Below are 22,973 nucleotides of genomic sequence, written 5' to 3' on the forward strand. Positions count from 1 at the left end.
TTATGATAATTAAATGCTTCTAGCGTTTCAAAAGGTTTAAGAAATAGTTTCCAATAACTTTTATATTTATTATAAAGGGGTCTATTAGAGGTTCTATAACAATTCATTACATGAACTCTAGACATATTTAACGCTCGATTCAAAGATTGAACAATATGAAAACGATCAATAATAATCTTCGCGTTAGGAAATAATTGTTTGATTAGTGACATATATGGTTCATACATATCAATCGTTACTGTTTTAACTTTTTGTCTGAGTTTTAAAGAATAGCGATAAAAATGATCTTTTAGCGATTTTAACTTACGATCCGCTACCACATCTACGATGCGGTGCGATACAGCATCTGCATAAATAAAACTCATTTTTCCGATTACGTTTTTAACACTTTTAAATTCGTCCATCATTAAGTGTTCAGGTAGAGCATCAAAAGAAGACTGACCTACGTCGCTTGCCGCTTGATTAATCACTCTAGACACAGTCATTGATGATACTAAGCATGACTTAGCGATAGATTTTTGAGAGCGGTATTCTTGTGCTTTATCTAAAACTGCAAGTTTTGTTTTATTAGAAATAAAACAATGAGCATCGACAATATTAGATTTAGCAGTAAAATGACTGTCACATGATTTACAATAAAATCTTTGTTTTTGAAGTTCTAAATAAGCGGGCATTTCCATAATTTTAAGTAAAGTAATCGTTGAGGTTTTCTTACTATTTTTTACTATAGAGAAATTTTCATTTTTAGTTGAACAATTTTCACAATGTGTAGGTTGATAAGTAAGCTCGGCATAGTAAAACAAGCTCATTCGTCCTTTATGTTTTTTCTCAATCACTTCATCTGAAAAATTTAGATTTTTATCTTTAATTCTTAAAGTATTTAATATAGACTTACACATAGGCGCATTACCTTTCTTTTTTATTTTGTGTGGTAACTAATAATTATAGAGGTAATTGCGCCATTTTTGTATTCAAACATAAAAATTGGACTGATGATTTTTAGTCATCAGTCCAATTTATTATAGAGCCATAATTAAATAAGTTTGCACTTAATTATAATTTAAATGATGAAGTATCAATTTTAACTCCAGGACCCATTGTTGTAGTTACAGCAACAGATTTGAAGTAAGTACCTTTAGCAGATGATGGTTTAGCTTTAGCTAATACATCTTGTAAAGTTTTGAAGTTTTCAACTAATTTTTCATCGCTGAATGAAACTTTACCGATTGAAGCATGTACGATACCTGCTTTTTCAGCACGGTATTCAACTTTACCAGCTTTGATTTCTTCAACAGCTTTTTTAACATCCATAGTTACTGTACCAGTTTTAGGGTTTGGCATTAAACCTTTAGGTCCTAATACACGACCTAATTTACCAACTTCGCCCATCATGTCTGGTGTAGCTACTACTACGTCAAAGTCGAACCAACCTTGTTGGATTTTTTGTACGTATTCAGATTCACCTACGTAATCTGCGCCTGCTTCTTCTGCTTCAGTGATTTTGTCACCTTTAGCAAATACTAATACACGTTGTGATTTACCAGTTCCGTTTGGTAATACTACTGCACCACGGATTTGTTGGTCATTTTTACGTGTATCAATTCCTAAACGGAAAGCAACTTCAACTGATGCGTCGAAGTTAGCAATGCTTGTTTCTTTAGCTAAGCTGATTGCTTCTTCAACACTATAATGTTTAGTACGATCAACTTTATTAGCTGCTTCTTGATACTTTTTACCTTTTTTAGCCATTTATTGTTCCTCCTTTAGTGGTTTTAGCGGAATTTCCTCCCACGCTTACTTGTGCCTAACACAAGTTAAGAGCAGATAACAGATGAATGTCTAATGTTTGAGTAATCTTAAGAAAGATTACTAGTCATCCAGACTAATCATAGACAATATTGTCGTTGTCATTTCTGTTACCTGCTATCGTCTATCAGTTTATTTCAAAATTAAACTAACTTTGTATTCATTAATTATTGTACAGTGATACCCATACTACGAGCAGTACCTTCGATAATACGCATAGCTGCTTCTTCGTCTGCAGCGTTTAAGTCTTGCATTTTAGTTTGAGCAATTTCACGTACTTGATCTTTAGTTACTGTAGCAACTTTAGTTTTGTTAGGTTCACCAGAACCTTTTTCTACGCCAGCTGCTTTTTTAAGTAGTACTGGAGCCGGTGGAGTTTTAGTAATGAATGTAAATGAACGATCTTCATAAACACTGATTTCTACCGGAATGATTAAACCTGCTTGTTCTTGTGTACGTGCGTTGAATTCTTTACAGAATCCCATGATGTTCACACCTGCTTGACCTAATGCTGGACCAACTGGTGGTGCTGGGTTCGCTTTACCTGCAGGAATTTGTAATTTAACTACTTTTTCTACTTTTTTAGCCACGATGTGCACCTCCTTGATATCGTGATGTGGTCACAGGGCTCAGTTTTGCCCTCCCACTCATAAACATTTCGTGACGAAATGAGCGCTATAAAAACGCGACCACATTATTTTAACACTGAACCAACTTAAAAAGCAATAGTAAAATTTCATCTTTTTTGTTGTTCAATATTTTTCCAAATTTAATTGATTATAGTTTTTCTATTTGATCAAATTCAACTTCAACTGGTGTTTCTCTTCCGAACATATCAACTAATACTGTTAATTTAAATTTATCAGGTTCGATTTCTTGAACTTCTCCAACTTGATTAGCGAACGGTCCAGATTTAATACGAACTTGTTCTCCGACATCTAATTCTACATCGATTGTTTTTTCTTTAAGTCCCATTTGTTTTAAAATGAATCTCATTTCTTCAGGTAATAATGGGTTTGGCTTAGAACCTGCTCCAGCTGAACCAACGAATCCTGTAACACCAGGTGTGTTACGTACTACATACCAAGATTCATCAGTCATCACTAGTTCTACAAGTACATAACCAGGGAACGTTTTTTTAAGTTGCTTTTTAGCTTTACCATCTTTAACTTGTGTTTCTTCCTCTTCAGGTATGACAACTCTAAAAATCTGTTCTGTCATATTCATTGATTCTACTCTTTTTTCTAAATTCTTCTTAACTTTATTCTCATATCCAGAATACGTATGCACAGCATACCAACGCTTTGCGCCAACCTCTTCAGACATGTTGTCACTCCTTATTCTTATCTAAATAGTTCAATTAAATTCCCAATACCTATATCTAATACCCAGAAAAAGACCATAAAGAAGATTACTGTAGAAACTACAATTACAGTATATTTAAAAAGTTCTTCTTTTGTTGGCCAACTCGTTTTTTCCATTTCACTTTTAACGCCTTGGAAGAAACTATCTTTTTCTTTGTTTGTGCCTTTATCTTTAGCCATCAAAATTACCTCCATACTCACAGTTAGTTAACCGTTGACTTTAATAGCAATACTTTCACTATTATTTAGACTCTTTATGAATCGTATGTGCATTACATCTCGAACAATATTTTTTTATTTCTAGTCTCGTTGCAGAAGTTTCTTTTTTCGGTACGTTATAATTTCTAGTACCACAAACTTCACAAATTAAAGGTACTTTTTTCAAATCAGTTCACCTTTGCTCATTTTAATACCAGTATACTATACATAAACCTAACATTAAATGTCAAACAAGCGCCGTTATGTATGAGTTGATACAACTTAATAAAGACGCTTCAATAAATAGTACTTCATTTTCATTTTACAACGTTGAATACTATTGTAAACCACTTTATCTTTAATACCTAGTTGTTTTGCAATTTCACTAGGTGAATAATCAGACATTAGTAATTCAGCTACGCTTCGCTCGAATCGACTTAATACTGTTAAACTACTCACTAGCAATTCTCGCTTCTCTTTTATCATGCAAATATCTTCAATATGTTTACTTGATTGATTCAATTTGTAGTCAATAACATAGTCATTAATGATGCTATCGTGCTTATCAGTCTCAATATACTTCCTTCTCCAAAAATCATTTCTCATCGATCGTACGATACAATTCAAATAGTGTTCGAAGGGAACGTCTGTACTAAAATCAAATGTATGAAGCGCTAAATAAATCCTGATTAAAGTTTCTTGTACTAAATCTTCAATATCTTCATTTTTCATTCCATAACTTTTAAATTTTATAAAAAGTTTAGGTTGTATGTGGTTTACTATATCTATAAATAATCTCTCTTGTTCGTGACTACTACGACTATTTTGGAATGCTTTAAAGGTCTTCTCTAGTTGTATAAATTGATGTGCCATAAACCTTACCTTTCAAATTAAGTTAGGCAAAGTTTATATGAAGTCATTTTCAAAAGACAAGTGGACGATTTTAATCTTTGTTATGATTTCCACGTCTAATCTTTTCAAATTCTGCTAATACATCATTTGATAACGAAATGCGTGTTCTCGGTTTACTTTCTGTGAAATCATCTAATGACTTACTCACTGTGATTTCATTTTCTCTTAAATCACGCCACATCTCTCTCGAAGATACACGATATGCGCCAGCACCAAATATTGCATGTTGCTCGCTCATATCACTGGTTACAACGGTAATATGTGTCGTGTGCTTGTTATATAAATTATAAACATAACGTTCTATATAGCTATCCGCAGTCTCTTTTTCTTTTGTAAATACTGTTTTCACACCATGATAAATGTATTCTCTTTCTATACCTGATTGTTCATATGCATCAAACACACATACAATTTCATCAGCTACAACAGCATTATAGTTTGCTATAGCATCTAATAATTGCTCTCGTGCTTCTTGCAAATTATCTTTTGCAATTTTACCGAGTTCAGGTGACTGTCCAATCATATTGTAGCCATCAATTATCAAATATTTATCTTTCATGCGTTATCTCCGACTTGATGACGTTTACGATATACTTCATACATCATTAAACTAGCAGCTACCGATGCATTGAGGCTATTAACATGTCCAACCATAGGTATTTTAATGTAAAAATCACATTTATCTTTCACTAATCTACTCATGCCTTGTCCTTCACTACCGATAACGATAGCTAATGGCATATCCGCCGCCATATCTCTATAGTCTGTTGCATTATCCGCTTCAGCACCTGCTACCCAGTAGCCATGTTCTTTTAATTCGTCAATTGTTTTTGCTAAATTCGTAACACGCATAACTGGAACATGTTGTATCGCACCTGTTGATGCTTTAGCAACTGTTTGCGTTAACGCTACTGAACGTCTTTTAGGAATAATAACACCATCAACACCGCTAGCATCTGCCGTTCTCAATATAGAGCCTAAGTTATGAGGATCTTCAAGGCCATCTAAAATCACTACAGTTGATAAACCTTCTTTATCCTTTTGAGATTGAATAAATTGATCGAAATCAGCATATTCATATGGTGCAATAAGTGCAGCAACACCTTGATGAGGTGCATTTGCTAAATTATCTAATTTGGATTTTGGAACTGTTTGCACAATCAATTTTTGCTCTTTAGCATTTTGTAAAATATCATTGATTTGTTGCTTTCTGATTCCCTCTTGTATCCAAATTTTATTAATAGTATGGCCAGAAACAATCGCTTCTTTAACAGCATGCCTACCGACAATAACGATATCTTCCACTGTTTTCACTACCTTTCATTGACTGTTTGAACAATCATATCAAGTAAATTTTTCAATCTTTCTTCTTGATGATCTAAATATAAATATCCAATGACTGCTTCTAAACCAGAACTTTTACGATAAGTTTGAATATCCGTATTTTTAGCCTTAGTGTGACTTTTAGCATTACGACCTCTTTTAACAATATCTAATTCTTCATCCGTGAACCAACCCATTTCAAATAATGTTTCTAAAGTTTGCGCCTGACTTTTCGCAGACACATAACTTTTCGAAACTTGATGCAATCGATTAGGCTTACTTTGTAATTTAAGAACGATATATTCTCGCACGTGCTGGTCCAACACTGCGTCACCCATGTAGGCTAGTGTTAACGGGTTTAACAATTTAATATCCATATTATCCACGTTTAAAGCGTACACCTTGTGGCGTATCCTCTAATATAATGTTTTGTTCTTTAAGCATGTCTCTTATTTCATCTGCACGTGCAAAGTCTTTATTTTTACGCGCTTCATTACGTTCTTCGATGAGCTTTTCAATATCTTCATCAAGTAACATATCTGATTTATTACCTTTTAGTGGAACTCCAAGTACATCACTAAATATCTGATAAACTTCTTTGAATCGAGAAATGACTTGAGTAGATGTATTGTTCTCTAAAACATATTTATTCGCAAGTTTAGATAAATCGTACCAAGCCGTAACAGCATTAGCGGTATTGAAATCATCATCCATTACTGTCTCAAATTGCTCTAAAATAGCATCAATTTGTTCGATATATTTAGATTGGTCAACGATGTCTGTCGCGATTGTTTCACGTTCTTCTATTAATTGATAGCTATTACGAATGCGTTCTAAACCACTCTTAGCTGCATTAACAAGTTCTAGATTATAGTTAATAGGACTTCTATAATGTACGCTAATCATGAAGAATCGCAGTACGTCAGGATCTACTTCTTTTATGATGTCATGAACTAGTATAAAGTTACCTAACGATTTACTCATTTTCTCGTTATCTATATTTATAAAACCATTATGCATCCAGTAATTAGCAAATGGGGCATGATTATGCGCTTCTGATTGCGCAATTTCGTTTTCGTGATGAGGGAATTGTAAGTCAGAACCACCAGCATGAATATCAATTGTTTTGCCTAGTTCATGAAACGCCATTACTGAACATTCAATATGCCAACCTGGACGCCCTTCACCAAAAGGACTTTCCCAACTAATTTCACCTGGTTTTGCTTTTTTCCATAAAGTAAAGTCTAACGCATCTTCTTTTTGTTCCCCAGCTTCTATTCTTGCTCCTACCTTTAAATCATCTAATGACTGATGGCTTAATTTACCGTAACCTTCAAATTTGCGTGTTCTAAAGTAGACATCGCCGTCACTCTCATAGGCGTAACCTTCATCAACTAGCTCTTTAATAAAATCAATAATCTCATCCATATGATTCATTACACGTGGATTCGAAGTCGCTTTCTTAACGTTTAATGCACCAACATCTTCATAAAACGCTTTAATGTATCTATCTGCAATATCCGGTACACTCTCATTCAATTCCTTAGAACGGTTTATTAATTTATCGTCTACATCTGTGAAGTTTGAAACATAAATCACTTCGTATCCTTTATATTCAAAATATCTACGTACAACATCATAATTTATGGCAGGACGTGCATTACCAATGTGAATATAATTGTATACTGTCGGACCACAGACATACATTTTCACCTTACCTGGTTCGATAGGTTCAAATGTCTCTTTTTGACGCGTTAATGTATTATATAATGTAATCATCTTTAATCTCTCCGTTCTTCGCTTTTTCAAGTTGTTTTTCTAGCTGCTTAATTTGTTCATATAAAGGGTCAGGTAAATTACGGTGATCAAATGTTTTACCGATACGTTTACCCTCTTGTTTAACAATATGTCCCGGAATACCGACTACAGTCGTGTAACTTGGAACTGATTGTAATACCACTGAATTCGCACCAATATTCACATTCGAATCAATTTGAATATTACCTAACACTTTTGACCCAGCTGCGATTAATACATTATCACCAATATCAGGGTGACGTTTTCCTTTTTCTTTGCCCGTACCACCCAGTGTTACACCTTGATAAATAGTCACATTATCACCAATTGTACAAGTCTCACCAATTACTACACCCATACCATGGTCTATAAATAAGCGTTTGCCAATTTTCGCGCCTGGATGTATTTCAATACCTGTAAAGAAACGTGATACTTGAGATATAATTCTCGCCAATACATAGCGTTTCTTATTATATAGTTTATGTGCAATAAGGTGACTCCAAACTGCATGTAATCCAGCATATGTTGTAATAACCTCAAATGTTGTACGAGCTGCTGGGTCTTGTTCGAATACCATTTTCACATCGTCTCTCATTCTTTTTATCAAGACTGTCGCCCCCTCAGTTTTTTAAAAAGTTTAAAAATTTCCAAATTTAATAGCAAAATACTTAAATACACTCTAAATAAAATAATTAGCGCCCCTAACACATAAGATGCTAGAGGCGCTACTGCACGGTTCCACTCTGTATTCTAGATAAATGCAAGCTAGTATATCTATATAACTATAGGTTACTAGATTCAGTTTATCATACTCATTTACTATATTTAGTTGATTATACAAAGGTGCATTCAACATCGTCTATGGCGTACTCACAGCAACCGTACACTCTCTGATATCATAGTCCAATATTTACTAATCCTTCGCCTTTAAATACTCATACCAAAATGGCTTCGCCATCTTTAACTTTATCATATTTGCTTTAATGTAAAATTTCAAGTGTTAGATAAGTTAAATTAGCATCTCATTCGCGCAACTTGCCTGATGTCCTTTACACGAATTTTTTCAATCGTGAAAGCACTTTATCTTTACCTAATACTTCAATTGTATTAGGTAATTCAGGACCATGCATTTGACCAGTTACGGCAACACGAATAGGCATGAATAATTGTTTACCTTTAATACCTGTTTCTTTTTGTACTTCTTTAATTGTTTTCTTAATGTCAGCCGCTTCAAATGGTTCTAAAGCTTCTAATTTACCATATAAATGTGTCATCAATTCAGGAACTTGTTCACCATTAAGGACTTCTTGCTCTTCTTCTCCTAATTCAGGCATCTCATGGAAGAACATTTCAGATAAAGGTACAATTTCGCCTGCATAGCTCATTTCTTTTTGATATAGTGCCACTAATTTGCGACCCCATTCTTTATCATCTTCACTTGGAGATTCTGGGATTAAATTAGCTTTAATAAGATGAGGCAATGCAAGTTCAAATACTGTGTCAGTATCTTTTGTTTTCATATATTGGTTATTAACCCATGCTAATTTTTGTCTATCGAACATCGCTGGTGATTTAGAAAGACGTTTTTCATCAAAGATCTTAATAAATTCTTCTTTAGAAAAGATTTCTTCCTCTCCTTCTGGAGACCAACCTAATAATGTAATAAAGTTAAATAACGCTTCTGGCAAGTAACCTAAATCACGATATTGCTCAATAAATTGTAAAATTTGGCCATCACGTTTACTTAATTTTTTACGTTCTTCATTAACAATTAGCGACATATGACCAAAGCGTGGCGCTTCCCAACCAAATGCTTCATAAATCATAAGTTGTTTTGGTGTGTTAGAAACGTGATCGTCACCACGAATAACATCGGAAATTTCCATATAATGATCATCGATAGCTACAGCAAAGTTATAGGTAGGGATGCCATCTTTTTTAACGATAACCCAATCACCTATATTGTTTGAATCGAATGAAATTTCACCTTTAACCATATCATTGAACGTATACGTTTGATCTTGAGGCACACGGAATCTAATTGATGGGCGACGACCTTCAGCTTCAAATTGTTGACGTTCTTCTTCAGTTAAATGTGCATGTTGACCACCATAACGAGGCATTTCACCACGTGCGATTTGATCTTCACGTTCTTTTTCAAGCTCTTCTTCAGTCATGTAACATTTGTACGCTTTATCTTCGTCCAATAATTGTTGAATAAGTGGATTATAGATATCACCACGTTCTGATTGACGATAAGGTCCATAACCTTTGTCTTTATCGATTGATTCGTCCCAATCTAATCCTAACCATTTTAAGTTATCAAATTGAGATGACTCACCATCTTCAAGGTTACGTTTACTATCCGTATCTTCAATACGCACTACGAAATCACCATCATAATGCTTAGCAAATAAATAATTAAATAATGCAGTTCTTGCATTACCAATGTGTAAATATCCAGTTGGACTTGGCGCATATCTCACTCTAATGCGTTCACTCATCGTATTCACTCCTATAAATATTAGTTATGTTTTAACTTCGAATTTATACGCTTTATCTAATACAGGCTACAAACTTTACACTCTAACCGAGTCGTTCTACGCCAGTAAGAAACATCTTCAAACCATTAGAAAAAAGCTATTCTAAACTATCATTTTAGACATGTTCCCGAATAACTTTCCACTTTACATTACCCTTAGATAAAAGTTCGCATTTCTTCATTATTGTAGCACTAAATCAATACTTTGATAAGTCACTTGTTTACGCTATAGATTATCATTAATTCATACATCTACTTTATGTAAATAGGTTCCATGCTTCGCTTCTTGAAAAGAGTGCCCTCCACATTTAGCGTTTCACATGAAACCTAATCACTTACAATAATTTAATTTTTTTATAATTGAACGTATCTTCTTAATCTCTAAGTTTAAAGAACATATTTATCATTACTCTGAATAGTCTATTTTTTTAGCGAAAATAATACGTCCTGATGATGTTTGTAATAAACTGATGACTTCTAAATCTACATGTTTACCTACAAGTGATTTCGCATTGTCAACGACTACCATTGTGCCGTCATCTAAATAGCCTACACCTTGACCTGGCTCTTTACCCATTTTAGTCAATAGAATATTAATACGGTCACCTTGATGAACATTCGGTTTAATTGCTTCAGATAAGTCGTTTACATTTAAAGCTTTAATTCCTTGAACGTGACATACTTTATTTAAATTAAAATCGGTAGTAATCACATGCGCATGATAAGTCTGTGCTAACTTTACCAATAGTTCATCAATATCACTGTGAGACTTTTGTGGATGTATCACGCGTGTAGGATACTCTAAGTCATACAATTCATTTAATATATCTAAACCGCGTTGTCCTTTCTCACGTTTCACACTATCATTCGCATCAGCTACAACTTGAAGTTCATTAATAACACCTTGCGGGATAAGGATTTCACCATCTATAAAACCACAACGAATGACATCTAAAATACGTCCATCGATAATTGCACTTGTATCTAAAAGTTTAGGTACAGCACTAATATTACTTTTAGACATAGAGCGTGCCATATTTTCCGGCAAGAACATTAACATTTCGTCACGCTTTTTTAAACCAAATTGGAAACCTAAATAACATAGCAATAATGTAATAATAAGTGGTACTAGATGATTTAATATCGTGTTTCCAATCATTTCTAGAATAAACGAAGCCATAACTGATATAAATAATCCAATGATAAGTCCAAGTGTTGCAAATAAAATTTCAACAGCACTACGTTGCATAATCCAATGTTCAATGGCTTTAAAAGTTTTCGTAACTTTATTAATAAAGAAGCCAAAAATCAAGAAAAATACTACTATTCCAATTAAGCCATCAATATAATAGTTATGTAAAAATGGGTAACCATCAATATTAAAATCCTTGAGTATTTCAGGTATCAGCAAAATACCAAGTGCAGCACCTAGAATAATATATATGATGATTACAATTCCTTTTAGTACTTTCATAAGTCTCACCTCTTTTTCACTTTATTTACGATTTGAATGCATATTTTAGTGCATCATGTACTGTAGACACTCCTACTACTTTAATGCCTTCAGGAAATTGCCACCCACCGATATTTGTCTGTGGAATAATAACACGTTCAAAGCCTAATTTAGCTGCTTCTTGAACACGTTGTTCAATTCGAGAAACACGTCTCACTTCACCGGTCAAACCTACTTCTCCAATATAACAATCAAGCCCATCTACTGCTTTATCTTTAAAACTTGAAGCTGTTGCTACTATAACACTTAAATCAACTGCCGGCTCTGTCAATCGAACGCCACCAGCTACTTTAATATATGCATCTTGTTGTTGTAATAAATAGTTTTCTTTTTTCTCTAATACAGCCATTAATAAACTCAAACGATTATGATCTATACCTGTTGCCATACGTCTAGGGTTATTAAATGTTGTAGGAGTCACTAAGGCCTGAACTTCTATTAATAGAGGTCGTGTGCCTTCCATAGTTGCTACAATCGTTGATCCCGGTACATTGGTAGAACGTTCCTCTAAGAACATTTCAGAAGGATTATGAACGCCTTTTAATCCGCTTTGTTTCATTTCAAAAATGCCCATTTCATTAGTAGAACCAAAACGGTTCTTAACCGCTCTCAAGATACGATAAGCATGATGCTCATCTCCCTCAAAGTACAGTACAGTATCAACCATATGTTCTAATAGACGCGGTCCTGCAATTTGACCTTCTTTTGTAACATGTCCGACGATAAATGTTGCAATATTCATTTGTTTAGCAATATTCATTAAACTCTGTGTACTCTCTCTAACTTGAGACACAGAACCAGGTGCCGAACTAATTTCAGGATGATATATTGTTTGAATAGAATCCACAACTAAAATATCAGGTTGTGCTTGCTGAACTGTTTGATGTATTACCTCTAAATCTGTTTCTGCTAACACATTTAAATTACTCGAATCTTCATCTAGTCGATCGGCACGTAATTTAGTTTGATTTAGTGATTCTTCACCTGTAATATACAGTACATTTAATTTTTGTGACAATGATGCACAAATTTGCAGTAATAACGTTGATTTACCAATACCAGGATCTCCACCTATTAACACTAAAGAACCACTTACAATGCCACCGCCTAAAACGCGGTTGAACTCTTTTGATTCTGTCTGAACTCTCGGTGTCACTTCATTCTTGATATCATTTAATTTCTGGACTTTTGCGCTAGACGTTGATGTCTTTACGCCGTGTTTAGGATTTGAAGCTTTTTCAACAATTTCCTCCATTTGATTCCATGACCCACAATTAGGACACTTTCCCATCCATTTTGGAGATTGATAGCCGCAAGCCATACACTCAAAAATTACTTTCTTTTTGGCCAAAATTGCACCCCCGATTTTTCTTTGAACAAATCTATTTTATATGTAACGTTGCACAATGACAAATGTAAACTAAAGCAAATTAGTATAAATTTGATTCTATTTATTTTAGTGATGATTAATACTTATAATGATTAAAATTGATTCATTGAAATCAAAAAAATTAAAGCTGAGACATATCTTATTCGAATGTCTCAGCTTATATATTTAACATTAATTTTATTGTATTATGCTTCAGTTTCAGTTACTTCGTTGCCTTCATCTGAAATACCATTATTTTTTTCATTGATATTATATTTAAATTCATCACCATCATGATCGATGACAACTTCTTTACCTTCAATTTGGTTACCGTCTAAAATTAATTCACTCAAGTTATCTTCAACTGTTTTTTGAATAGCTCTGATTAATGGACGGGCACCATATTCTGGATCATAGCCTTCTTCAGCAATTTTTTCTTTTGCTTTATCAGTTACAACAATATTAATATCTTGCTCAGATAGTCGTTGTGTTAGTTTATTAACCATCATTGTAACGATTTCTTTCAATTCATCTTTAGAAAGTTTATGGAATACGATGATGTCGTCAACACGGTTTAAGAACTCTGGACGGAATGAATTTTTCAATTCTTTCATCATAGTCTTGCGAATTGTTTCATAGTCATGACCTTCAGAACCGCCACCGAAACCAGCAAAACGTTGATCTTGTAATTCTTGTGCACCGACATTTGAAGTCATGATAATCACTGTATTTCGGAAATCAACTTGACGTCCTTTTGTATCAGTTAAATGACCATCGTCTAGAACTTGCAATAGAATATTAAATACATCTGGATGCGCCTTTTCGATTTCATCAAATAAGATAACTGAGTATGGTTTACGTCTTACTTTTTCAGTTAATTGGCCACCTTCATCATGACCTACATAGCCCGGAGGCGCTCCAACTAAACGACTCACAGCATGTTTTTCCATAAACTCACTCATATCAACACGAATCATTGCATCTTCTTCACCAAACATTGATTCTGCTAATGCTCTAGCTAATTCTGTTTTACCTACACCTGTTGGACCTAAGAAGATAAAACTACCGATTGGACGTTTAGGATCTTTCAATCCTGCACGAGCACGGCGTACCGCTTTACTAATAGAAGTTACAGCATCATTTTGGCCTATAACTCTATCATGTAACGTTTGTTCAAGATTTAATAATCGATCTGATTCAGTTTCATTAATTTTTGTCAGCGGGATACCTGTCCAACCTGCAATGACTTCACCAATATCTTCTTTAGATAGAGAAGTGGATTGATCGCCTTGAGTTGTTTTCCACTCATTTTTGGCATCTTCATATTGTTTTTCAAGTTTAGTTTGTTTATCACGTAAATTAGCAGCATTTTCAAATTCTTGAGCATGAACTGCTGCGTCTTTTTCATTTTTTACTTTTTCAATTTCTTGCTCAATTTCTTTCAAGTTATTTGGTGTTGTATGACTTTTCAGTCTTACTTTTGAACTTGCTTCATCAATTAAATCAATCGCTTTATCGGGTAAGAAACGATCTGATACATAACGATCACTTAATTTAGCAGCCGCTTCAAGTGCTTCATCTGAAATATTGATGCGGTGATGTGCTTCATAACGATCACGTAATCCTTTTAAAATTGCAATTGTGTCTTCAACTGTTGGTTCATCAACTTGAATAGGTTGAAAACGACGTTCTAACGCTGCATCTTTCTCGATGTTTTTACGATATTCATCTAATGTTGTCGCACCGATACATTGTAATTCACCACGTGCTAATGCTGGTTTTAATATGTTTGACGCATCGATTGCGCCTTCAGCTCCACCAGCACCAACTAATGTGTGTAATTCATCAATGAATAAGATTACGTTACCAGCTTGATGAATTTCTTCCATTACCTTTTTCAAACGTTCTTCAAATTCACCACGATATTTAGTACCAGCTACAACTGTTCCCATATCAAGTGACATCACGCGTTTACCTTTAAGTGTCTCAGGTACTTCATTATTAACAATAGCTTGAGCAAGGCCTTCTGCAATTGCAGTTTTACCTACACCTGGTTCACCAATTAGTACAGGATTGTTTTTAGTACGACGACTTAACACTTCAATTACACGAGTAATTTCTTTATCTCTACCAACAACTGGATCTAACGTTCCATCTTTGGCAATGACAGTTAAATCACGTGCTAATCCATCTAATGTAGGTGTATTATTTGATTTATTTGCTGTAGCATTTTTATTGCTCATTTCAGGACTACCTAGCGCTTTGACGACTTGGGCACGCGCTTTCGTAATATTTAAATCAAGATTAGCAAATACGCGAGCAGCTACGCCTTCATTTTCACGAATTAAACCTAGTAATATGTGTTCTGTACCTACAAAGTTATGGTGTAACTTTCTTGCTTCATCCATTGAAAGTTCAATTACTTTCTTAGCTCTGGGTGTATAATGCAATGTTCCTGTTTGATCTTGTCCGTGACCGATTAATTTTTCGACTTCTTCAATCACTTTATCTTCGGTAATATTAAAGCTTTCTAATACTTTAGCAGCAATACCTTCTGGTTCTTTCATTAAACCTAATAACAAATGTTCTGTACCTATATTAGAATGATTTAAACGTATTGCTTCTTCTTGTGCGTGTGCTAGGACACGTTGTGCACGTTCAGTTAATCTACCAAATAGCATATATTTTTGTACCTCCTATTGAGTATATTCTCTTAATATATTTGCTCTCTTTTCATTTACAGAGATTGTTTCATCTTCATCGTTATAGATAAACGCTGATTGAATACTTACCATTAATTCATTAAATTTAAAATCACTCAATGTTAAATACCCTAAATCGATACCTAATTTCACTTCACTTAAACGATAAGAAGCTTCTTCCATTGAAATGATTCGACTATTTTGTAAAATACCCAATGACCGATAAATACGGTCTAGCGTTTCTAATTCATTGTATTGAGTTAAACGTTCACGAATTTGCATTTCTTCATTTATGATTTGTTGAACAACTTCAGTTAAATTATCTATGATTTCATCTTCAGTCTTACCAAGTGTTAATTGATTTGAGATTTGATAAATATGGCCATACACTTGCGAGCCTTCTCCATATATACCTCGAATTGTAAAACCGAAACGATTAATTGTCTGTGCAATACGATTCATACGTTTCATAATGGATAATCCTGGCAAGTGTAACATCACACTTGCTCGCATACCTGTACCAATGTTTGTTGGACACGTAGTTAAATATCCTAAATGTTCATCATAACTAATGTCTAGTGATTGATCTAACGTATCATCAATCTCACTAGCTTTGTTATATAAGTCTTGTAAAGATAAATCGGTGCCCATTGCTTGTATGCGTATATGATCTTCTTCATTAATCATAATGCTTATTGATTCATCTTTATTCAATAACACTGCTGATGCGGGTTGTTTAATCAGTTCAGGACTAATTAAATGTTTTGCAACAAGTTTCATTTTGTTTTGTTGATCCATTGTATCCAAACGCATTAGATCTAAATCAGGCAATACATCTTGTACTTCATTTATAACTCTGAAGCCATCTTGTTCTGATGGAAACATGAGTGGGTGAACGTGATTTTCTAAGTTTCTAGCCAATCGAATTCTTGATGACATAACAATTGGAGATTCTTCAGTTTCCTTCATCCATTCACTGATATGTGCATTCATATCACTCATTGCGTTCCACCCCGCTCTCGTCTTTCAAGGCTTTTATTTCGTCTCTAACGATTGCAGCTTCTTCAAAGTTTTGTTCATCTATTAGTACATTAAGATACTTTGTTTTTTCCTCAATTTGTTTCTTGATGGCAAGTTTCTTATGAGAAGAACGAGGTGTTTTACCTACGTGTTCAAATTGTCCACCTTGAACGCGTCTTACTATATCTACGATGTCATCTTTGAAAGTGGCATAACAATTTGCACACCCGAATTTCCCTACATGCGCAATATCTTTTAATGTCATCTTACACGTTGGACATCGCTTCTCTTCTTGAAAAGCTACTTCATGGAAATTAATACCATGTTTCGTTGCCAAATGTTGCAATATTTGTTTGACGACAAATGCTTCTTCAATATCGTCTTGAAACTGAGAATGTGGGGATGGCGTTTCATTTTGTTGCCAAGGGTTTTCACCTTGAGCACATATAGAACATACCCATTTCTCAGAAGTGCCTTCTTTACTTTTTACTGTAAGTTTAACCTCTGCTTCATTTAAATGACAGTTTTCGCAAAGCACACATAGACACCTCGCTTTTCTATTAATAAAAATTAATGATTGGTAACAAACGTTTTAAAATATTCGCTCTAATAATATCTCGAGCAACAACATCCATTTTCAAAGTCTCACGATCAACTATAACTTGAATCATTCTTGCTTCTCTTTCATTAATGAGACCTTTATCTAGCAAACCATCTAAAATATAGTAAGCTTGTTGCTGGGAAATGGATGGCCCAATGATTTGCAACAGATGATTAATATACCCCGTTGCATCTTTATTTTCAATTTTGGTGATTCGGATATAACCTCCACCACCTCGTTTACTTTCTATTTCATAACCATGTTCGTTTGTGAATCTAGTTTTAATGACATAATTTAATTGAGAAGGTACACAGTCGAACCGTTGAGCAATATTTGCTCGTTGAATTTCTACCACGTCTTCATTACTTTCTTCGAATAACTTTTTAATGTATTGTTCTATGATGTCAGACATGTTGTGCATGTTTTACCACCTCTTTTGACCTTCTTTGACTATATTATATGAGCATCTTTGACCTTTTTCAACCAATTTGTTTTTTAATTTTCTAAAATTATTGATGTTACATGTAAGAATTTATTGTATTATATTAGTTAAGTAAATTTAAAGGAGTAGAATTATGCATATTCTTATTGGGATTATAGGGATAATTTTCTTTTTGGCACTTGCATTTTTGTTTAGCTCTGACAGAAAAAATATCCGCTGGCAATATGTTGGTATTTTATTAGTTATCCAACTTGTGTTCGCGTTTATTTTATTGAAAACGACAGCAGGTATTACAGTTATTGGGGGCATTTCGGAAGGATTTAACTACTTATTACAAAAAGCTGCAGAAGGGGTCAACTTCGTGTTTGGCGGATTTAAGTTCGTAGATCCTAAAAACCCACCATTCTTCTTCAGTGTGTTACTACCAATTGTATTTATTTCAGCATTAATTGGTATCTTACAATATACTCGAATCTTACCATGGATTATTAATGTTTTAGGATTCTTAATTTCTAAAATTAATGGTATGGGACGTTTAGAATCATACAATGCAGTTGCTGCTGCAATCTTAGGTCAATCTGAAGTATTCATTTCATTGAAACAACAGTTACCTTACATACCTAAACAACGTTTGTACACATTAACAGCTTCAGCAATGTCTACAGTATCAGCGTCAATTATTGGTGCATACTTCACATTGATTGAACCTAAATATGTTGTTACAGCTGTTGTATTAAACTTATTTGGTGGTTTCATTATTGCTTCAATCATTAACCCTTATAAAGTTAATGAAGAAGACGATAAACTATTAGTAGACGAAAGCGAAACTAAAAAACAGTCATTCTTCGAAATGTTAGGAGAATACATTTTAGATGGTTTCAAAGTTGCAGTAATCGTAGGCGCAATGTTAATTGGTTATATTGCAATCATCGCATTATTAAACGGTTTAGTAAGTGGTGCATTTAGCTTAGTATCAGGTGGCGCAATTAAATGGGACTTCCAAACATTAATCGGATTTGTCTTTGCACCATTAGCATTCTTAGCTGGTGTACCTTGGGAAGACGCTGTTAAATCAGGTTCCGTTATGGCAACTAAATTATTATCTAATGAATTTGTTGCAATGCAATCATTAGGTAACTTAAAAGATATATCTGAACATGCGAAAGGTGTAACGTCTGTATTCTTAGTATCATTCGCAAACTTCAGTTCAATCGGTATTATCTCAGGTGCCATTAAATCACTTAACTCTGAAAAAGGTGATGTCGTAGCGCGCTTTGGACTTAAGTTATTATTTGGTGCAACATTAGTATCATTCATTTCAGCTGCAATTGCTGGTTTCTTTATCTAATATCGAAATTAAATAACCTAGAACTTCCAATTTATAAAGAAGTTCTAGGTTATTTTTTTGCAAATTGAAGACTTTTAAAACGTCCCCAAACTTGCCATTATTCATTTATTTAACCATATGATCAATAAAGTATTGCGTTACTCTGTAATCATCTGTTAATTCCGGATGGAATGATACGCCCAAATATTTGCCTTGTTTTACTGCTACAATCTTATCGCCAACTGTACTTAATATTTCTACGCCCTCTTCAACACTAGCGATATGAGGTGCTCTAATAAATACACCTTCAATGTCTTCAGCAATACCTTTAATATCTAACTCTGCTTCAAAACTATCTACTTGTCGTCCAAATGAATTACGTTCAACAGTTATGTCTAATTTCTTCAAATAGCCAGTTTCACCTTCGACATCTTTCGCTAGTACGATAAGACCTGCACATGTGCCAAACATTGGTAAATCAGATTGTTGTAATTTTTCTTTAAATCCATATAAATCCATTAATCTTCGCAATGTAGTAGATTCGCCACCTGGAAGAATTAACCCATCTATCTCATCTAATTGTTCAACCTTTTTAACTGCAATACCTTCGTGACCACTAAGTTCAATATGACGGATGTGTTCACGTACGGCACCTTGCAATGCTAATACACCAATCTTCATATATTACCAACCACGCTCTTGCATACGTTCTTCTAATGAGATTTGATTAATATCTAAACCTTTCATTGCTGTGCCTAATTCTGAAGCTAATTTGCCAATAAGCTCATAATCTTGGTAATGCGTTGTAGCTTGAACAATTGCTTTAGCAAATTTCTCAGGATCTTCAGATTTGAAAATACCTGAACCAACAAATACACCATCAGCACCTAATTCCATCATTAAAGCAGCATCTTGAGGTGTAGCAACACCACCAGCTGCAAAGTTAACTACTGGTAAACGTCCGTGATCTTTGATTTGTTTTAAAACTTCATAAGGCGCACCAAGTTCTTTAGCATAAGTCATAATTTCATCGTCATTCATCACAACTAAGCGACTAACTTCCGAATTAACTTTTCTCATATGTCTAACTGCTTCTACAATGTTACCAGTTCCAGGTTCACCTTTAGTACGTAACATTGCAGCACCTTCACCAATACGACGCGCAGCTTCACCTAAGTTACGACAACCACATACAAAAGGAACCGTGAATTGATCTTTTCTTAAATGATATTCTTCATCAGCAGGTGTTAATACTTCTGATTCATCAATATAATCTACGCCCATAGCTTCTAACACACGTGCTTCAGTAATATGACCAATACGTGCTTTCGCCATAACTGGAATTGATACAGCATTCATTACTTCTTCAACAATTTTAGGATTAGCGCTACGTGCTACCCCACCAGCTGCTCTGATGTCAGATGGTACACGTTCTAAAGCCATAACCGCAACTGCACCAGCTTCTTCTGCAATTTTAGCTTGTTCTGCATTAACAACGTCCATAATAACGCCGCCTTTTTGCATCTCAGCCATTCCTCTTTTAACTCGATCTGATCCTACGATTTTAGACATAAAATTAACCCCTTTTCCAATTTGATTAAATTCATTTTAAGTTATAAACTGATATTTAAAAAGGTACAATTTATTTATAAAATTAGGGGTCAGTTATTAAAATGAAAAAGCAAAAATTATATATCTCTCTTTATGAACAATTAAAAAACCAAATTATAGAAGGTCAATACCAAGCACAAGACAAATTTCCATCGAAACGCCAGTTAAGTGAACATTTATCTCTTAGTCATACAACGATTGAACACGCCTATCAACTCCTACTTGATGAAGGTTTTATATACTCTAAACCACGTTCTGGCTATTATGTTTCCGATATTCAGTCATTACCTGTCATCAATATTAATAATCAATTTATAGAAACCGAGCCTAAGACACCTGAGAGCAAACAATACAAGTATGCTTTTAATTTAGCTGAAATTGATGCAGAATACTTCCCCCTCAACCTTTTCCGAAAGTATGCAAAAGAAGCTTTTGAAGATAATGAATTAGCACTTTTAGAAAAAGGAGATATCCAAGGGGAATTAAATTTACGACAACAAATTGCCCATTATCTATTTAATAGTAGAGGGGTTTCGTGTCATCCCAATCAAATCGTCATTGGATCTTCTACAGAGCAGCTGCTAAACATGATTACAGATTTACTTAAAACATCATCTTTTATAATAGAAAAACCAAGTTATCCGCCCATAAAACATGTTTTAGATAAAAACAAGCATAATTATATACAGGCAACAGTTGAAATAGATGGAATTAATATGATTGACATCATAAATTCTAATAATGATATTGTTTATATAACACCGTCACATCAGTTTCCTACAGGATATGTCATGAATTTAAAGAAACGAACACAGTTAATTAAATGGGCACATCAACAAAATAGCCGATATATAATTGAGGACGATTATGATTCAGAATTTAGATATTACGGTAAACCTATTCCTGCTTTACAAAGTTTAGATAAAAATGACAAAGTGATTTATATTAGTACATTTTCAAAGTCACTTTACCCGAGTTGCCGTATTGCTTATATTGTTTTACCTCAAAAATTATTACAATCTTATCTGTCAATGCCTTATAAAGAAAGCAACACAGTACCTGTTCATATCCAACAAATTATTGCTAACTTCATGTCATCTGGAAGTTTTGAGCGTCATTTAAATAAAATGAGAAAGATTTATAGAGAGAAACTAAATTATATATTAGAACGTTTGAAGCCACATGAAGATCAATTAAAAATCGAAGGTGCTTTAACAGGAATGCATTTTACTATAACTGTTGACAATGGACTTACAATGTCTCAATGCCTCCACAATGCTGAGAAATTGAAATTAAAATTAAACGTTTACAATTATGCGGAAGAAAACGAACTACTTCCAAAATTTATTATTGGATTTGGTGGTATTCCGAATCATAAACTTAAAGAGCATACTGACGTTTTAATAAAATCATTAACTGTATAGTGAAAAAGAGCCTGGGACATAAATAATATGATGATGCTATTTTGCAAATTCGCAGTAGCTGACTGAACTGAAAATGCGCTTAAATTAAGCTTTTTTCAGTTCTAGTCATCCTTGCGGGGGTGGGACGACGAATTTAAAAAGAATTCTGTCCCACTCCCCATCGTTTATATTAAGTAATAATTAGACATTAATAGTTTCTTAGTAAAGTTCAAGTGCTTTCTTCCAATTATAAGAAATCAATACAGCTACACTCATCACCAATAGTATAATCACAAGTTCAGATGCCATATAACCTTGTGACAGATGAACAGTAAATAAAGCTCCAAGCATAATTATGATAAAGCCGGTAGCTATATAATTAGCAAATAAACCAATAATCATTAAAATGCCTCCGATGAATTCAAATAATGCTAAAATAACACCGAAGAAGGCAGGGAAACCTAAATCAGACATCATTGCCATTGGCTCTTTAAAGCCACCAAATACTTTTTGAGCACCATGTATTGTAAATGTAATACCTAACATAAGTCTTATTAATAATAAACCAATTCTCATTGTCTGTCGTTCTCCTTTATGATATATTTATTATATTTAGTATAGTACATATACTACATGATGTTAAATGCTATTTCAACCATATTCTTAATTCATCGGCTTCAAACGTTTTCTCTTCGTGAAGCTATTACACTTTCATTTGTTGATATCTTATTAAACCTTCGGTTTTAATTTTAGGCATAAAAAAAGAGACCTTTCGGTCTCAATATCGGCTCATCGCATCCATACGATTTGCCTGGCAACGTCCTACTCTAGCGGAACGTAAATCTGCTACCAACGGCGCTAAGAAACTTACTTTACTTCGAGTCAAGCGCTCGCATCCTTCTTCATTTTCTAAAATTGCTTGCTCTTTTAGCTCAACTAAACTCGCTTCTCAATTTTCTCAATTCCTCGGCTTCAAACGCTTTCTCTTCGTAAAGCTATTACACTTTGATTTGTTGATATCTTATTAAACCTTCGGTTTTGTT

General features: G+C 34.1%; 24 protein-coding genes. 2 read left to right on the forward strand and 22 right to left on the reverse strand.

The features are described 5' to 3' along the window. From SBL16_RS11820 to SBL16_RS11910, 19 genes are all read right to left on the reverse strand, one after another. Nucleotides 1-899 (reverse strand): ISL3-like element ISSha1 family transposase (locus SBL16_RS11820; protein WP_317954222.1); only part of this gene is annotated, 899 nt, incomplete at its 3' end. A 154-nt stretch (nucleotides 900-1,053) separates the two neighbouring features. Further along, a complete protein-coding gene (rplA, locus tag SBL16_RS11825) occupies nucleotides 1,054-1,749 on the reverse strand; it encodes a 50S ribosomal protein L1 (RefSeq protein ID WP_011276724.1) in 696 nt (231 codons plus the stop codon). 224 nt (nucleotides 1,750-1,973) lie between these two features. Continuing rightward, complete coding sequence (gene rplK, locus SBL16_RS11830; RefSeq protein ID WP_001832298.1) at nucleotides 1,974-2,396, reverse strand: 50S ribosomal protein L11; 423 nt, start codon at nucleotides 2,394-2,396, stop codon at nucleotides 1,974-1,976. A gap of 187 nt (nucleotides 2,397-2,583) precedes the next feature. After that, nucleotides 2,584-3,132 carry a transcription termination/antitermination protein NusG gene (gene nusG / locus SBL16_RS11835; protein ID WP_016931333.1) on the reverse strand — a complete coding sequence of 183 codons (549 nt, stop codon included), beginning with the start codon at nucleotides 3,130-3,132 and terminating at the stop codon, nucleotides 2,584-2,586. 17 nt (nucleotides 3,133-3,149) lie between these two features. Continuing rightward, on the reverse strand, nucleotides 3,150-3,350 hold the full coding sequence (gene secE / locus SBL16_RS11840; protein WP_011276726.1) for a preprotein translocase subunit SecE: 201 nt from the start codon (nucleotides 3,348-3,350) through the stop codon (nucleotides 3,150-3,152). Nucleotides 3,351-3,411: 61 nt separating this feature from the next. Next, nucleotides 3,412-3,555: a 50S ribosomal protein L33 gene (gene rpmG / locus SBL16_RS11845; RefSeq protein WP_016931334.1), complete on the reverse strand. Its 144-nt coding sequence runs from the start codon at nucleotides 3,553-3,555 to the stop codon at nucleotides 3,412-3,414. A gap of 95 nt (nucleotides 3,556-3,650) precedes the next feature. Next, on the reverse strand, nucleotides 3,651-4,241 hold the full coding sequence (locus tag SBL16_RS11850) for a sigma-70 family RNA polymerase sigma factor (RefSeq protein WP_033079760.1): 591 nt from the start codon (nucleotides 4,239-4,241) through the stop codon (nucleotides 3,651-3,653). Between the two features lie 70 nt (nucleotides 4,242-4,311). After that, a complete protein-coding gene (locus tag SBL16_RS11855) occupies nucleotides 4,312-4,839 on the reverse strand; it encodes an NYN domain-containing protein (RefSeq protein WP_011276728.1) in 528 nt (175 codons plus the stop codon). After that, a complete protein-coding gene (gene rlmB, locus SBL16_RS11860) occupies nucleotides 4,836-5,585 on the reverse strand; it encodes a 23S rRNA (guanosine(2251)-2'-O)-methyltransferase RlmB (protein ID WP_011276729.1) in 750 nt (249 codons plus the stop codon). The genes SBL16_RS11855 and rlmB overlap by 4 nt, the downstream gene beginning before the upstream one ends. Nucleotides 5,586-5,593: 8 nt before the next feature. Then, nucleotides 5,594-5,980, reverse strand: a complete 387-nt coding sequence (locus tag SBL16_RS11865) for a Mini-ribonuclease 3 (RefSeq protein WP_033079761.1) — start codon at nucleotides 5,978-5,980, stop codon at nucleotides 5,594-5,596. A 1-nt stretch (nucleotide 5,981) separates the two neighbouring features. Continuing rightward, nucleotides 5,982-7,382, reverse strand: coding sequence for a cysteine--tRNA ligase (gene cysS / locus SBL16_RS11870; protein WP_033079759.1), 1,401 nt, complete (start codon nucleotides 7,380-7,382; stop codon nucleotides 5,982-5,984). Then, nucleotides 7,366-7,995: a serine O-acetyltransferase gene (cysE, locus tag SBL16_RS11875; protein ID WP_172458793.1), complete on the reverse strand. Its 630-nt coding sequence runs from the start codon at nucleotides 7,993-7,995 to the stop codon at nucleotides 7,366-7,368. Before cysE ends, cysS begins: the two co-directional genes overlap by 17 nt. A 454-nt stretch (nucleotides 7,996-8,449) precedes the next feature. Further along, a complete protein-coding gene (gene gltX / locus SBL16_RS11880; protein ID WP_016931336.1) occupies nucleotides 8,450-9,904 on the reverse strand; it encodes a glutamate--tRNA ligase in 1,455 nt (484 codons plus the stop codon). 444 nt (nucleotides 9,905-10,348) lie between these two features. Continuing rightward, nucleotides 10,349-11,416, reverse strand: a complete 1,068-nt coding sequence (locus SBL16_RS11885) for a PIN/TRAM domain-containing protein (protein ID WP_107612366.1) — start codon at nucleotides 11,414-11,416, stop codon at nucleotides 10,349-10,351. A gap of 25 nt (nucleotides 11,417-11,441) precedes the next feature. Further along, nucleotides 11,442-12,806, reverse strand: coding sequence for a DNA repair protein RadA (gene radA, locus SBL16_RS11890; protein WP_011276735.1), 1,365 nt, complete (start codon nucleotides 12,804-12,806; stop codon nucleotides 11,442-11,444). A 224-nt stretch (nucleotides 12,807-13,030) separates the two neighbouring features. Continuing rightward, nucleotides 13,031-15,505, reverse strand: a complete 2,475-nt coding sequence (locus tag SBL16_RS11895; RefSeq protein WP_016931338.1) for an ATP-dependent Clp protease ATP-binding subunit — start codon at nucleotides 15,503-15,505, stop codon at nucleotides 13,031-13,033. A 15-nt stretch (nucleotides 15,506-15,520) separates the two neighbouring features. Further along, nucleotides 15,521-16,528 carry a protein arginine kinase gene (locus tag SBL16_RS11900; RefSeq protein WP_053017888.1) on the reverse strand — a complete coding sequence of 336 codons (1,008 nt, stop codon included), beginning with the start codon at nucleotides 16,526-16,528 and terminating at the stop codon, nucleotides 15,521-15,523. Continuing rightward, nucleotides 16,521-17,084, reverse strand: coding sequence for a UvrB/UvrC motif-containing protein (locus SBL16_RS11905; protein WP_011276738.1), 564 nt, complete (start codon nucleotides 17,082-17,084; stop codon nucleotides 16,521-16,523). Before SBL16_RS11905 ends, SBL16_RS11900 begins: the two co-directional genes overlap by 8 nt. Before the next feature lie 22 nt (nucleotides 17,085-17,106). Further along, a complete protein-coding gene (locus tag SBL16_RS11910) occupies nucleotides 17,107-17,568 on the reverse strand; it encodes a CtsR family transcriptional regulator (protein ID WP_053041225.1) in 462 nt (153 codons plus the stop codon). A gap of 154 nt (nucleotides 17,569-17,722) precedes the next feature. On the opposite strand from SBL16_RS11910, the gene SBL16_RS11915 reads away from it, so the two are divergent. After that, the gene (locus SBL16_RS11915; RefSeq protein WP_053017889.1) at nucleotides 17,723-18,937 is read left to right on the forward strand and encodes a NupC/NupG family nucleoside CNT transporter; all 1,215 of its coding nucleotides are present in this window, start codon (nucleotides 17,723-17,725) and stop codon (nucleotides 18,935-18,937) included. A 105-nt stretch (nucleotides 18,938-19,042) separates the two neighbouring features. Here the strand turns inward: SBL16_RS11915 and pdxT are convergent, their stop codons facing one another. Next, nucleotides 19,043-19,597 carry a pyridoxal 5'-phosphate synthase glutaminase subunit PdxT gene (pdxT, locus tag SBL16_RS11920; RefSeq protein WP_037552097.1) on the reverse strand — a complete coding sequence of 185 codons (555 nt, stop codon included), beginning with the start codon at nucleotides 19,595-19,597 and terminating at the stop codon, nucleotides 19,043-19,045. Nucleotides 19,598-19,600: 3 nt separating this feature from the next. Further along, complete coding sequence (gene pdxS, locus SBL16_RS11925) at nucleotides 19,601-20,488, reverse strand: pyridoxal 5'-phosphate synthase lyase subunit PdxS (RefSeq protein WP_011276742.1); 888 nt, start codon at nucleotides 20,486-20,488, stop codon at nucleotides 19,601-19,603. A gap of 101 nt (nucleotides 20,489-20,589) precedes the next feature. Between pdxS and SBL16_RS11930 the strand changes: the two genes are divergently transcribed. After that, complete coding sequence (locus tag SBL16_RS11930) at nucleotides 20,590-21,951, forward strand: PLP-dependent aminotransferase family protein (RefSeq protein ID WP_107612368.1); 1,362 nt, start codon at nucleotides 20,590-20,592, stop codon at nucleotides 21,949-21,951. A 198-nt stretch (nucleotides 21,952-22,149) separates the two neighbouring features. On the opposite strand, the gene SBL16_RS11935 is transcribed toward SBL16_RS11930, so the two are convergent. Then, nucleotides 22,150-22,506, reverse strand: a complete 357-nt coding sequence (locus tag SBL16_RS11935) for a DoxX family protein (RefSeq protein WP_317954235.1) — start codon at nucleotides 22,504-22,506, stop codon at nucleotides 22,150-22,152. Nucleotides 22,507-22,973: the final 467 nt, after the last annotated feature.

This window comes from Staphylococcus sp. NWU MK-U1 (genome assembly GCF_033283505.1).
Taxonomy (GTDB): domain Bacteria; phylum Bacillota; class Bacilli; order Staphylococcales; family Staphylococcaceae; genus Staphylococcus; species Staphylococcus haemolyticus.